We start from the raw sequence: 13,403 nt of genomic DNA on the forward strand, positions 1-13,403 counted from the left end.
TGCATCCTTAGAGTGGAGATGGGCTATTCGCTAGCGAGTACGGAATTGTCTCTTCTTCTGATCCTAATCTCAATCCGCCGTCGGGTTTCGACATTACCCGCTTGCCCGGTGGTTAACTTATCCCCAGGCATTACGAGCTGGGCCGCGGATAGCGGGAGGATCGTTACGCCCTCAAGCGCACCGTTGCCGCGAAGGACGTTCGCTACGGAAATCGCCCTAGCAAGTCCCAGACCAGCGTTGTCGGCCGGCCCCATCGCGGTGACAGGTTTCTTCAGGGCAAGAACCTCGATGGCGAGCTTGTCCATGTTCGAGTTGAGCCGCGACAGCGGCTGTTCGTCGGTATGGCCGATCACCTCGACGATGTCGACGCCATAACGTTTGAGATTGTCCGCGATCTGCGCCGATATCGAGCCGTTCAAGTCGGAGGTAAATTTCTCGGTCAGTTCTGCGCTTCCCGACCGGAAGAAATAGCCGCTGGCCTCGCTCAGGCTGATGATAGGCGGCCATTCATGCGGCTTCGAGGTCTGCTGTGTCTTCTCGAGTTCGCTTTCGGCATTTGCCAGGAGGACTTCGAGGTCTTTCCCGCGGGCGAGAGCGGCCTTCAGTTCCTCCTCTAGCCGACGCTGATCGTTAAGGGCGTTCTCGGCCGCCAACAGAGCGTCAATCCTCTCCTTGAGCCTCTCAGGATCCGACACGTCGATCGACTTCTGCATCAATACGGCAACGCCTTTGGCGAGCTCATCGATTTTGTCCCTTTCGACTCCCTGTTCCTTCAGTGCCTTGACCGCCTCACGGGCCTCCACCAGTTCTCGCCAGTCTTCCTCCAGCTTGCGCTTATCTACGAGAGATATCTGTCCTGAAAGGGCGGTCAACTTGGTCTCCAGAACCTTAAGGTCTTTTTCCTTCTTCTTGAGAGTATCCTCCAGTCGCGCCACCTCTTTGACTGCGTTGTTCGCCTTCAACCGTTCGTTGGCGATGATGGCTCCGGTCATGAGCAAGAGGCAAAACACCAAAAGCAGCATGGATTCCGCCATGGTGAAACCGAGTATGAGGCCTCTGTTGTAGCCTTTAGTCTCGACCTTTGTCGCAGTCTCGGCCGTGCTCATCGGCTGAACCAGCCGCTCTTCTTCGGCTTGTCGTCTTCAGAGGACCGCTCGACGGCTTCCGCCTTGGCACCGTTCGTGCTTGCAGGGTCGGCCTCGGAGTTAGAAGTTGTCGAAAGCGACGAGAATTCACCCGCCGGCACGCCGGACAAGGCACCTAAGATGATTTGAGACCGCTCTTCCAACAAACGGATGGACATCGAGTCAACGGCTGCGGCGGCCTTATCCGCGGATTCCGCTGCTCGTTCGACGACCGCCATCATTTCATTGAGACGCTTCGTATGCGCGTTTGACGTAGTGGAGACTGTCGACAGGTTCTCTGCGACGGTCTTCATGCTGGCCGTATTCGCCTTTACCGACGAGATCACCTCGTCGAGCTTTTCCGCATTCTTGAGATGCGCGTTGGTCGCGGACTTCGTTTCTGTGATAACCCCTTCGACGCGTCCGATGAGTTCGGAAACCGCGACGTTACCGGTTTCGGTCGCAGACGCGATGGCCTCCCATCGTTGGAGCATGGCCGCGATGGTCTGCGTCGACTGCTCGGAGGCGGCGTTGGCCGCTTCCAACTTTGCCGCCAGTGCGCCGAGCGTGGTGTTCGTCTGTTTGAACGGGCTGATGGCCGCAAGGACTTTCTTGACGGTTTCTCTTGTCGCGATAGCGTTCTCGTCGATGGCCTTCGTATGTTCCACCACGATGGCCTGCAGCGATTCTACGACCGGGGTGACTTCGATCTTGAGGATCTCGTCCGGCGATCTGGAAGCCTTGAACCTCTCGATCACGCCGTCGACCGCATCTGCCAGTTTGTTCGTTCGTTCTTCGATCTTGACTACCGAGCTTTGAAGCTTCTCGCTCATCTGCGCCACCGTCTCGGCGTTGCGGGCAGCGTAGTCGATGATCTGCTGATGCGTGCTGTCCAAGGTCGACGTCAGCTTGTCGGAGGCGTCCTGAATGGATCTCGTCGCCTGCAGGGCCATGGCTTCGATGGATGTGCGGACAGCTTCACCGCTTTTCTCCGCCTGGCGGGCGATCTCTTCGAAGCCCTCGACAAGCATCTGATGACTGGTACGGCGATAGCTCGAAAACTCCATTGCGGAGGTGTCGAGTTCGGTACGTACGCGTCGGGTCATCTCCGCGAGGTCGTACCGGACCGTCCTTTCGATGTCGGTCGGATCTCGACGCATCTGATTGAAGAGAATGCGAAGCGAGATGCCGGCGATCGTCGAGGAAATAGCGACGCCGAAGTTTCTGACCACGTCCTCTATCGAGGCCTGGCCGGTGAACTGGTAGAGGGACACGCCAAGGCTAGTGAGGGTGAACAGAAACCCCATGTAGTAGAGGTTATCACCAGCCTGCTCATTATGGAGGCTGAGACCCGCGGCGATGAACGATATGGTGAAATAGATCGCCATCATCGCCAACGGAATCAGCGTAATGGTCACGGTGTCGACCCCGTAAAGCTTGCCGAACCAAATGATCAAGGAGCCGATGAAAGTCATCGATGCGAACACTACGATGGGGCCATTGTTCCTGACGAAACGCCTGATATCCATGCCAGACTGCATCACTCCAACCCCGCCAGTCGTTCAAAGCCTATCCATTCGCCACCGTTGGCGCTCACCCATTGCAGCCAGAACTCGGGCAACTCCTGCAGGGTTTTCGTATTTTCCCTCTGAAAAGCGAGCACCTTGACGCCAATGCCGTCGAGAGGGGTTCGAAACTTGTCTCTCGCCCCGCTCTTTTCGAATGTGGCGTAGTCCGTACCTGACTTGTAGATGGAAAATGCCCGCGTGTGCTCGACCATGTCTGAGGCGACGATCAGCGTCTTCATACTGTCGTCGAGCTTGCTGTCCGAAAAGCTCTCGATCACGATGCGCTGGACGCCCGCCATGATGGGCGACTGCTTGCCTTCGGATCCCTCACCGATCTGCTTTTCGATTTCCTTCAGAGGTTTGTCGAAAGCCTCTTCCCAACGCGCCTGGATACGCTTGCGGTTCGAGATCAGTTCGTCGGCGCTTTCTCCATCGCCGGGATTGCAGCCTCTGTAGGTGCGAGTGAGGGAGCCTTCTCTATCTGTCAGGGTATAGACTTCGATTAGACCACCCTTTTCAATATGTGCCACGGTCTTCTGGAACTGGCGCTTGAGATCGACCTTGGTGATGTCCGAGATCGGATCCGTGATGTCGAGCAGAACGGCCGTGATGGACGTCGGGCCATCCGCAGGGCAGAGTTCGGAGTCCAGCGTTGCGACCTGCTTGGCTCTCTCGCGCAGGTAGAAGAATGCTCCCACAGAGCCAATGATGATCAGGACTAGCAGGATAGCCCCAATCACCGCCCCGACGGATACGTCACTGTTTCTCTTACGCCGTCGTCTGGACATTGATGTTCTCCGGGAACAGATTGTCGAGCTGATGGTAGGCGGTCACGGCACTCTCGAATTCCTGTCCGATTTGCCGCATCTGCTCCGCCAGTTCGTCTTCGGCCGCTTTGATCCGCGCAGCCAGTTCCTTGTCGTTCCAATCGTCCCCGGTATCGATGACCGGCTTTCTTCTCTCCAGCTTGTATTGCGTGGAGAAGTGCTTCGGCTCTGGCTTCGTCCTCGCCTGCCTGTTTGCCTCGCGATAGATAGTGAGAAGCTTTCTAGCGCATTCCTCGAGCCGGTCCTGCTGGTCATTGAACAGCCTTACGATCCGCGCGCGGTTCTCGATGATCGACGCACATTCCCGACGGCGGATCGTCAAGTCCCGGATGATCGTGTCCACCTTGGTGTTGTGATCGTCCCGGATGTCTTTCAACTGATCGATCAGATCCAGCTTATGATAAACGTAGTTGTCGCGCGCCTTCACGTAGCGAGTATGCACGCCTCCGTAGCCGGGATAGATGTCGCGGATGCTTAAGACGTCGAAAAGCGCGACGGCGGAGAAGATGAAACCGGTTCCAAACAGGATCCATGAGTCGATGTCCCGCAGGGCCAACGGGTCGGTCTTCAGGCGGGTCATCACCGTCGCGCCGATGTCAGTCGCCGTAGCCGCCGCAGCCTCTCGATAATGAGCCATCGCAATGTTGAGGCCGATCGCCAGGCAGAGCCACAGAACGATCCCGATCAACCCCCACAGCTTCCGGAACCAGGATCGGTGGACGATGTTTGGCACAAATGCCAATGCCAGCAGGACGGTGCCGCCGACGTTCGCAAAGGCGAAGCCGAACGCTAGGCCGACCCCGCCGACGAGGCCCTGGTCGCTTCCCTGCGCCAGATAAATCCCGTTGACGATGGTCTCAGCAATCAGGAGGGCAACGATAATCAGCCATTTTATGAAGGTTGCCAGCTCCGACTTCGTCTGCGCAACGCGCTTCAGGCCGTTATCCTTTTTGAAGTTGGCCAGTTCCTCGTCCGCCTCCTTGAGGTTTCGCCGGAGCCCGAAAAGCTCGTCCCGTCCCCCTGCGACATCCGCCTTGAAGTCTGTCAGGCTCGAAATATTGGCCTGCCTGATCCGGCCGAAATGTCCGTCGAAATCGAGGTTCTGCATTCTCGTGGCATATGTATGGAGCTGATCCTCGAGGATCTGATAGGAGTCGTCACGCTCAGTCTCGACCTTGTTTAAGATCTCTTTCTCGACATCGTCGAGCGCCTTCGCTGACTGGACTGGCTTGTCCTCCGCGCCGTTGTTAGCTCCCTTTTTGGCGAGCTCCATGGTCTTCGCCAGCTTCTCTGAGTCAAGCGGAGGAAACGGATCCGTCGTTATCCGGAAATCGTGATTTGATTCACGAACACTGTCGATGAGGCGGTTCAATGCTTCGAAGCGTTTTGCCATGTCGATTCACAAGCCGAATGTGTTGATACTAATTTCAGGCGAACAGGCAGATGCCCAAGAGAGCGCGGCTGCGTCACCTGCACCCCCACAATGGAGCGCGGCATCCTGCGGGGATCGCCTCCTCTTCGGAGCAGAACCATCGTTTGCCGTGTCTTCCAGTCAGATGGCAGTAGTAACTGTATGATGCACATCACCAACCTCCCGGCCGCGAGTAGGCGCTTCGTCTACCGCAACGGTTTCCAGCCGCGTCGTACTGCCAGTCGTATCGGCAATTTCCTCGGTAGGTTGGCGGAGAATAGTAGGATCCTCCACCGCAGTTGTTGTTTGCGCACACCGCGACGGCTGTACCGACGAGAGCAACAGCCACGAGCGCAGCAGCGGCTTGGTTTTGCTGCTGTACCATCCCATAGCAGTCGTAGGGATTGATACTTCGTCGGCCAAGTTCACCGGCAATTTCCTGCCGGAAGTACGGATCTCGGTTTTCAACAAGTGTCCTGCAGAGAGCGGCCTTACTGATGCCATTGGGATTTTTTCGGAGTTCCGCCTGCGTCGTGGTGCAGCTTGATAAGGCAAAAGCTACCACCGCGGCTGTACCGAGCCGCTCAAAAACCACGAATTTCAATTGGTATCCCCCAGTTGCCCAAAGGAGATCATGGCACAACTTGATGAAGAGTCGAGGGCAGCGCCGTAGACGGCGCTCTCGGGCTAGCATTCGCGTTTGCGCTAGAATTATTCGCAGGCAACCCCGTCGCCATCGCGGTCGAGTTTGCGCGAATAGCCGGGCTCGCCCGCACGGATAGGGGCCGCGCCTGCTGCCCGCGCTGCAGCGCAATTGCGGTAATAGACTTTGCTGTTTTTGGGTGTGCGTTCTTCCGATTGCGCCTGCGCCTGCGCCTGCTGTACAAGCGGCATAGGGTTGGCAACTCCACCGAAACTGTCATCCAAGCTTGCCGCATCGCCGCACCAGACTTTCAATCGCGCAAGTTTGGCCTCGATGCCCGGCTGATATGGCAGGGCATGGCCCTCGGCGATCAGCGCCTTGCCGACATTGACCTTGCCCGCATAAACCTTTGCCAGCGTCCGCTTATAGCGGTCAGTGCCGGTCGGCTTGAATGTAACCGGGCCGCTTTGCAGCAATGCACGCAACCGCTCTTTGGCCGCGAGTCCCTTAATCAGCTCTTGTTCGCACCGGGGCTGGAAGGTCTCCGGCGTATCAATCTCGACAATGCGAATAGTTTGCCCATCGATTTTGATGGTGTCGCCGTCAACGAGCGAAATTCCGGCAAATGCTGGTGAGGCCATGAGGGCGATGGAGGCAATGATCAGGTGCTTCATTGTTTGAACCTTCATTTTCGTGATGGATTCTGCGGGTTGGCTTTTCGGTGGGTCTTCACTCATTTGGCGGCGGTGGCATCGGGCGCTTACCTATCGGGGCGACCCTACGCGCATGCAGTTTGCGGCGACTCTCCGGAGGCGATTGCTATTATTTGAACGCACCGTTGCTTGGGTGTCTGTATCCTATTTGACCGTGCAGAATGTTGTTTGATTCAACCTTTTTGTGTAGCCGGATGGGCACAATTGCCGAAGCTTTTCCACATTGAAATGTGCAGCGGCGATAGAAACTGACCTGCTTAAGAGAAGAACGCCAACCCGAAGCGGGTCTTTGCCGACCAGTCGCTCAATTCTGCCGCTCGCGACACATGAACTGCACTTGAGCGGGACGTTGTGCTCCACCGGCAGGCTTAGGCGGACGAAATAAAACAATGAAAGAATGCTTCATGCTGAAACCCGAAACAGAGTTGCCCGACCGATTGAGGGATGCCCTTCAGACAAGTTTCGAGTGGATCGTGGAGCGCGACCGCGAAGGCTCGGTCGGGGACATAGCAGAGGGGTGGGCAGAGCTAACGGCCAGCGTCCTAGATGATGTGCGTATAATGGCTCCGCCTATTGTTGATTACCCCGAGCCTTTCCTGCCATTCAGATGCGGACAGACCTTTTTCGCGTGGCTAGCAGCGGTCTGCGCAGCGGTCCTCGGCTCGACCTCATCGTTCAGATTTGGCTCGACACCCCTAGACGCGAGCGGTGGGTTCGGCGTTCCTTTAATCATGCAGAAGATACCTAGCGCCGGGCGGATGCAGAACTGATTTGGTACGATCTCCGAGAGGCCGCGAAAGCGCTGAATGTGGCAACTCCATCCGGGCGGATCGCTCTGTTCGGGGACGGGACGGATTTCGACTGGGTGAGACGCGGATATTGGGCCACAATCCCATCATCATAGTGATGAACGCGCATACGTTTGCCAGCATGCAGGCTCCTCCACATCCGGTATCAGGCCGCCTTCCTAACTCGGGTCGGATTCCCGCTAGGTGAATGACAGTTTTTTGGCTGCGTCCGGGTTCAGGAGAAGGGGCTCCAAGCACGCGTTGCTGCCTACCTGAAAGGATGAAATCGATGACGGACACTGAACCTATTTGGGGACTAATCGAACCAATAAATGGTTCGCCAGGGTTTGGATCACGTCCGATCCGCAAGGATCTTTCAGGGTTGCAGCGCATGATGGTAATCATTCGAATGCCGAGGTGTGAGCGCGCGTGACCCCGTCCACGGACACCAGCAGCCGATTCTCCGGGATCGCGCCTATCCCGAGGTGTGGAACCTGGTTGGCATTTTGCTACATGAACCGGACGAGCGTTACGTTCGTCGTGACGCAGGCGGCAAGTTCAAGGAGTTGGTCGATATCGGCGGGTAGCTTTAGGCTGGCAGGCGCGTTTCGGCTAAACACGACACAAAGCCAGCGAGGGCGACAGAGAATACTTTGATTGATTGAGTGTCCCTTAATACCCCCTTGCAAGGCGTGGGGAATTATGGCTCACCTCCACATTGGGGGGCGCATGAACCAGTCTTTGTGCATTAGAGGCGTATTGTTCGCGATGGCTCTGCTCGCGTTATCGAGCCGCGCATCCCATGCCGACCTCGAATACCAATCGCAATCAACACCTGACGGCGTCTCCTACTTAGTGGTGCACGGCCGCTTTGAAGCTACCGACAGCCTTGTAGAATTCACACGCGCTGTCACGGCTCGCCGCCCAGCCGCAGTAACGTTCAACAGCCCAGGTGGAAATGTCGCGAAAGCCATGGAACTGGGCCGTCTTATTCGGTCCTTCAATCTGTCGACTATGCAGATTCGGAACGCTGAGTGTGCCTCCGCCTGCTCTTTGAGTTTTCTAGGTGGTGTTTCGCGCGCCGCGGAGCCTGGATCCATTGGGGTGCACAAATCGTCGTTTAACGACACCACAGGCCTCCAGGTTCACGATGCGGTGTCAATGGTTCAGCAAATCACTGCGGAAGTAATCGGGTACATGAACGAAATGGGTGTCGATCCGGGGCTTTTGCAGCTGTCCCTAAGCTACGACAGTAACGACATCAGATATCTTTCTGGAAGCGAGATGGCACGCTATCGCGTCACAACGGTCGATGGCGCGGCACGAGCCAGCGAGCAGGTTGCTGCCGCTCCGAAGGCTTTTTCGCGTCCAGTGAACGTGGTTTCACTCAGTATTCCGCAAGCCCGAAGTGGAATCGTACAGCATCCTAAGGGGCGCGCTCCGGTGAAGGCGGGTAGCGACGCCGATGCGAAGTCACGTGTTCAGCTCAAGAACGGCACGCCCGTTGATATCGCTCGGAAAGTTGGTGATTGGTATGAAGTCTCGGCGGGTGGAAGTCGAGGATTTATGCACTACTCCTGGGTGTGGGTGGAGGAGTTCGAACAGCGCAAGTTTGGCCAACGTTTCATCCAGGTGAAGAGCTTCGACGACCTTGATGAGGCGTCCAAGTATGTTCGCTCGTCACCGATCGCTCTTGCCGCCCATTTAGCCGCCAACGGCTGGTTTGCGGTCACTCTCAAAGAAACGTTTTCGGAGGGCGAGGCGCGGGCGATTTCGTCGGCCCTCAAGGACAAAGGAGCCATACCCTCCGACTCGTTGGTGACGTTTGGAAACACTTATGTCCGCCAGGTCTGCTGCGAGTAGTAGATCGCGAGGGATGCCAAGCTCGTTGAGGGCTTTACTATGGCGGCCTACCAGACGCATCTCACTGATTTAGGCGCAAGCATGTCTCCGCCATGACTGTGAAAGGAAAGCCACAAACCGTCAGGTGGATCCTTGCGCCCGACGATGCACATGAGGATGCCTGGAAGACTGTGAACGGACTTTCGGACTATGTTGTCCACGCTGTCGATGTCATTCCGCGATGGTCGGGGAAAATCCTCCGGATGTGTATGCCAATCCCCGACGAACTCCAGGCCTTGATCGTAGAACCTGTTGATCTCGTCTTGCTCTGCCCGTCGATCCGGCCAGAATTGGAAGCGACCGCGCCGATCACCGCAACGAGGACCCGTCACCACTTCGATGCACCAGCGGTTTGGCGACAGTCGCGCAAACATCTGCCCGCCGGACTCCCGGTAATAGAAACGTCGCTGGCGATGATGGAGGATCAACGACATGGCTTCCGGCAATATCTCGACTGCGAGGTCATCGAACTGGACGATGAGTGGCGACATCAGAACTCCCAAGCCGCCTCGGATATCTGACCGAATTCCGACGGCTCGCCACGACTTTCGAGCCAGTATTCCGTCCACGTGCCATTCGCATCCTCAAGCGTCGATTGCTCGCAGGTTCGCGTGCGCCAGACATCCTCGCCATCGTGCCGTCCGCCAAGAAGCTCGAGAGCCAGCTTTGCGGCAAGCGCTTGCGATTGGGCGGCTTCAACTGCTCCGAAGGGGGAAGTCGTGTTGCCGCACTCTGGCGGGGTATCGCGCTGGGCATCGGAAGCCTTTCCCTTGAAGGAACCAGACACATCAAAACCTTCCACGAAGTGCCCGCCTTTCCCGGAAATAAGAACGGCATGCGTTGCGAGCGCGAAGCCTTCCGTCCAGGTGTAGATGGTGGGAAGCGGCACCTCGCGTACAGACACAGCCCTATCGAGATAGGCGTCGCATCCCCAGTCGCCCGTAGCGGCGATGACGAGGTTTGCATCTTCAAGCAGACCCGGATTGGCTTCTATCGCCTGCTGGAAGGAACCCGTAACTGCCTGCACATCCTCTACATCCGGTATGGCCCGCTCAATGCGGCGCTTGAGCGCCACCGCCTTTGGCTCGCCGACAAATTCGGCACCGAGTTCGTGCCTGCGAATGTTTTCCCATCCGAGAATTTCCGGATCGACGAGAACGAAGCGGGTGACGCCCGCCTTTGCCAGCATCATTGCGATGCCAGAGCCTAGTGCACCGCAGCCGACGAAGACGACCTTGCAGTGCATGGTTGTCAGATCGCGATTGCTGAGCCTTGTCAGGGCCGCGTCGAGATGTCGAGTATCCAGCGGAAAAGCATCGTAGAGGCGGACAACTTCCTCGTCGTCCAGCTTTGCATGTATATGCGCTTTCACAAGCGGTCGCCTCTTAGCGTCCTGCCGGATGACGAGTGCAACAGCTATCTTGAAAACACGACCATTGGGAGCGGTGCCCGAGAAGACGATCGGGAGGCGTCGGGGACGCGCCCGAAGCAATTGTCCGACAGCGTGCAGTCCGTCGACGGTGTAGCGCTTCAGGAATGCAAGCAGTGTCTCGGTATCGGTTGGAAACCTTTCCGGGCGGGGAAACTTCCGCAACTCGACGATTGGAAATTGGTGAGGGTCGCGGACGACGGCGTTCCACAAGTGGCTCGAATACCGCCTGAGGCTGACTTTGTCCGGAAAGCAATAGTAGGTTCCGTCACTGGCGTGGGCGAATGCTCCAATTCCGCTCACCTGGCGTGACAGTCCCCAAAGGCGGGCGGCTTTAGCGCCCTCAGGCAGATAGTGGCTCCAATACGATCCGAAATCGTTGCGGAAATCCTCATCCTCTTCGCCTTTCTCGTTCGCGCGCAGAAGGAGGCGCGCATCGCGAACTGCGGCCTGAACGGAGAAGAGCGGGTCATTCGGCGTCGTCGGCGTGGTTAGGCAGACACGTCCAAGCTCGCCGATTTTGGCGATCGGTTCTATGTGTGGCTGAGGACGCTTCCTGTCGTAGGCTTCAACGAACGCCTGCGGCTTAGAGTAGGGGAAGTCTCTATCAGCGAGAACCACAAGCCCGACGCCCATTGTTCGCATACGCCACCCCTGTCCGCCAAATGTGCGTATCAGTGAATGATCGTCGGGAAGCTTGCCCTCGAACGCGCCTTCGAGTGTCTCGAACCATGCATCTATGTCCACGGCGGGGTACACCATGCTTATGCGAACCGCTCCTTGGAAGCCGCATACCTCGCTTCCCCTTGTTTGATGAAGGGGCCGCTGCTCATGCGACCATCGAGCTTTCTCTCCGCGTGCGGATCGGGCTGATCCTTGAACCAATCGGTGTTGAAAACCTTGTCCCAGGCCTTCATCGCCTGATCATGGGTGCAGTCCGGATCGCCGAGAACCTCAAGATGCTTGAGATTGGTTTCGAGGCAGTCCCGGAAGAAGGCAACCTTCGCATCGCCTGAATCCACGATATTTTCGCCGTTTAGCGTCGGATGCTCGATGGTGTCGTCGTACCCGAGGCGGTAATGGATCTCCTTCATCAGGCGATGGAACGCCTGGTCATCGCGCTGCTCGTCTTCCAAGTAGCAGTACTCCACGAGGCGTGAGATTGCGAAGCCCGAGGTCGTCTGCGATTTCCATGAAGCCCGGCTCCTGGCGAACTTTTTCATCAGTCGTGTCATGCGCACGAATTGACCGCTGTTGCCGTCCTTGCTGGCGTCCGAGCATTTCGTCTCGTTGGCAGTTCGGAACCAGTTGGTGACCGCCCGGGCGTCGGAACGCTTCCAGTCTGAACTCGCAAGCTCCCAGGCTGCCTTCATATCACCCGAGATCGGATCCTTCACCTTAATCTTCCGATACGAGGGAACGTCGACATGGTAGCCATCGTCGTAATAGACGCGGACGCAGTTCTTTCGGACCGCCGGAGGCGTTTTGAAGCGCTTGTCCTGCAAGGCGTTGCAGACCATTTTGCGGACAGCGAGGGCTGACATTTCGCCGCCCTGTGGCCCGACCAGATCGTCCTTTTGGAAGTAGACGCCGTCATCGATGTCGTAGTCGCCGTCTTCCTCTTGGATCATTGTCTTCATAGAATACGATCCTTGGGTGTGCATGCCGATGGGCTTGGGATCGCCGTTCGCCGCAAGTCCGTCCTTGAGGCGCTTGCGGTTCGTGTCGGCCTTGTCCTTGATGTCCTGGCGGTCATCGTCGGAAAGTTTGACCTCAGTTCGCTGGTACTTCAGCACCTGAGCATGGCAGTTTTTCATTGAAACACCTCCGTCGGGACGCCTGTCTTCGGCATCGGGGGGACGTCTTTAAGAAGAGTGTGGATCATCCGGCCCTCCAGATGGCCGGGACTGTCGCACAGGCATTTCACCATGTCCGCATCGTCATGGCCGTGTGTGATCAGGGCTTTCAGAGCCTTTGGGCGGGCTTCGTCCAGGCTGAGGTACTGGAGCATGGTCGCGGCGGCTTCCTGCTGTGGTACTCGGACGTGTGTCACAGGACGACCCAACTTGGTGAAGTGATCGGCGAAAAAGCGCGCCATGTGGTCGTAGGCGAACTCCTGCACATCGATGGATAGCGGGCCGATCTCAGCTCCGAGCTTCCAGGATAGCATCGACCGATGAACGTTCTTGGGTTGGATCTGCGATCCAGCCGGACGTGAAACGTTTCCGATCGAAAAGATCTCAATTGGCTGTGTCGGCTCAGCGCAGGATAGGGCGTCGATCATGGCGACGAGGACCGGGTTGTTCGCCCAAAGGCCGCCATCCGCAAATACTCGGAAGTTGTCTAAACCGCCATCTGGTTCCAGCACCGCCGCGAGTGATCGGTAGATGGGTGCCGCGCTTGAGGCGAGGCAGACGTCGGCCAAACGATAATTGTCGTCGCGGATGCCACTCCTGGGCGTCTTTTTGAACACCCACGCTCGATGCTTTTCCATGGATACAGCAGGAATAGAAAGGCCGATCCCGCGCTTGTCCAGAACCTGCTTCATCGTGATGTCTTGCAGCTCGTTTCGCAAAGCCGACTGCAATGCTGCGTCGCCCGCACGGACAATTCGCCCGCCCTTTGTCACGGCCCGCCAGAGCGGGCTTAAGAAACCGTCCTTAATGCGATGGGGGAAGATTGCAGCGCCATGTTGTTCGTACAATGCAACAATCGAGGACATCGGTCGGCCGATGGCAGCGGCGCATCCGAGGATCGCCCCTGTGCTGGTCCCTGCAATGAGGTCGAAGCCTTTGCCGAAGTCCAGAGCTTCTACGTTCCGGAGACGGGCGTAGTAGCCCGTAAGCTTGTCCAGTAGAGCGGCGGTGTAAATGCCGCGCATGCCGCCGCCATCGATGCAGAGGACGCGGTATGGCTTAACACGCGACTTTTCGATTTCATCCTTCATAGAGCTTGGCCCGTTTAAATAAGTGGTGGTTTGAAATTGATTCCAACTATT

At 57.2% G+C, this 13,403-nt stretch carries 12 protein-coding genes; 2 read left to right on the plus strand and 10 right to left on the minus strand.

Annotation, left to right across the window (positions count from 1 at the left end; translation table 11 throughout):
• Positions 1-23: 23 nt before the first annotated feature.
• The 6 genes from C7449_RS19740 to C7449_RS19765 all read right to left on the minus strand — a co-directional run bounded on the left by C7449_RS19740 (position 24) and on the right by C7449_RS19765 (position 6,247).
• Positions 24-1,106, minus strand: coding sequence for an OmpA family protein (locus C7449_RS19740; protein WP_108004629.1), 1,083 nt, complete (start codon positions 1,104-1,106; stop codon positions 24-26).
• Positions 1,103-2,653: a methyl-accepting chemotaxis protein gene (locus C7449_RS19745; protein ID WP_245414459.1), complete on the minus strand. Its 1,551-nt coding sequence runs from the start codon at positions 2,651-2,653 to the stop codon at positions 1,103-1,105. The genes C7449_RS19740 and C7449_RS19745 overlap by 4 nt, the downstream gene beginning before the upstream one ends.
• Positions 2,654-2,664: 11 nt before the next feature.
• Positions 2,665-3,480 carry a hypothetical protein gene (locus C7449_RS19750; protein ID WP_210204766.1) on the minus strand — a complete coding sequence of 272 codons (816 nt, stop codon included), beginning with the start codon at positions 3,478-3,480 and terminating at the stop codon, positions 2,665-2,667.
• Complete coding sequence (locus C7449_RS19755; RefSeq protein WP_108004631.1) at positions 3,461-4,912, minus strand: DMT family transporter; 1,452 nt, start codon at positions 4,910-4,912, stop codon at positions 3,461-3,463. Before C7449_RS19755 ends, C7449_RS19750 begins: the two co-directional genes overlap by 20 nt.
• A gap of 159 nt (positions 4,913-5,071) precedes the next feature.
• Positions 5,072-5,398: a hypothetical protein gene (locus tag C7449_RS19760; protein WP_170115958.1), complete on the minus strand. Its 327-nt coding sequence runs from the start codon at positions 5,396-5,398 to the stop codon at positions 5,072-5,074.
• Positions 5,399-5,641: 243 nt separating this feature from the next.
• Positions 5,642-6,247 carry an excalibur calcium-binding domain-containing protein gene (locus C7449_RS19765; RefSeq protein WP_170115959.1) on the minus strand — a complete coding sequence of 202 codons (606 nt, stop codon included), beginning with the start codon at positions 6,245-6,247 and terminating at the stop codon, positions 5,642-5,644.
• Between the two features lie 443 nt (positions 6,248-6,690).
• Between C7449_RS19765 and C7449_RS19770 the strand changes: the two genes are divergently transcribed.
• Together C7449_RS19770 and C7449_RS19775 are read left to right on the plus strand one after the other, a co-directional pair.
• Positions 6,691-7,056, plus strand: a complete 366-nt coding sequence (locus tag C7449_RS19770) for a hypothetical protein (RefSeq protein WP_146165110.1) — start codon at positions 6,691-6,693, stop codon at positions 7,054-7,056.
• Between the two features lie 747 nt (positions 7,057-7,803).
• Entirely contained in the window at positions 7,804-8,937 is a 1,134-nt protein-coding gene (locus C7449_RS19775; RefSeq protein ID WP_245414460.1) for an SH3 domain-containing protein, read from the plus strand.
• A 47-nt stretch (positions 8,938-8,984) separates the two neighbouring features.
• On the opposite strand, the gene C7449_RS19780 is transcribed toward C7449_RS19775, so the two are convergent.
• Genes C7449_RS19780 through C7449_RS19795 form a run of 4 tightly spaced genes read right to left on the minus strand, consistent with a single transcriptional unit; the run spans position 8,985 to position 13,352 of the window.
• Positions 8,985-9,467, minus strand: coding sequence for a Mov34/MPN/PAD-1 family protein (locus C7449_RS19780; RefSeq protein ID WP_108004634.1), 483 nt, complete (start codon positions 9,465-9,467; stop codon positions 8,985-8,987).
• Positions 9,467-11,152: a ThiF family adenylyltransferase gene (locus tag C7449_RS19785; protein ID WP_210204767.1), complete on the minus strand. Its 1,686-nt coding sequence runs from the start codon at positions 11,150-11,152 to the stop codon at positions 9,467-9,469. Before C7449_RS19785 ends, C7449_RS19780 begins: the two co-directional genes overlap by 1 nt.
• Positions 11,153-11,169: 17 nt before the next feature.
• On the minus strand, positions 11,170-12,222 hold the full coding sequence (locus tag C7449_RS19790; protein ID WP_108004636.1) for a cyclic GMP-AMP synthase DncV-like nucleotidyltransferase: 1,053 nt from the start codon (positions 12,220-12,222) through the stop codon (positions 11,170-11,172).
• Entirely contained in the window at positions 12,219-13,352 is a 1,134-nt protein-coding gene (locus C7449_RS19795) for a patatin-like phospholipase family protein (RefSeq protein WP_108004637.1), read from the minus strand. The genes C7449_RS19790 and C7449_RS19795 overlap by 4 nt, the downstream gene beginning before the upstream one ends.
• Positions 13,353-13,403 lie beyond the last annotated feature (51 nt).

It is taken from the genome of Mycoplana dimorpha, from assembly GCF_003046475.1.
Classification (GTDB): domain Bacteria; phylum Pseudomonadota; class Alphaproteobacteria; order Rhizobiales; family Rhizobiaceae; genus Mycoplana; species Mycoplana dimorpha.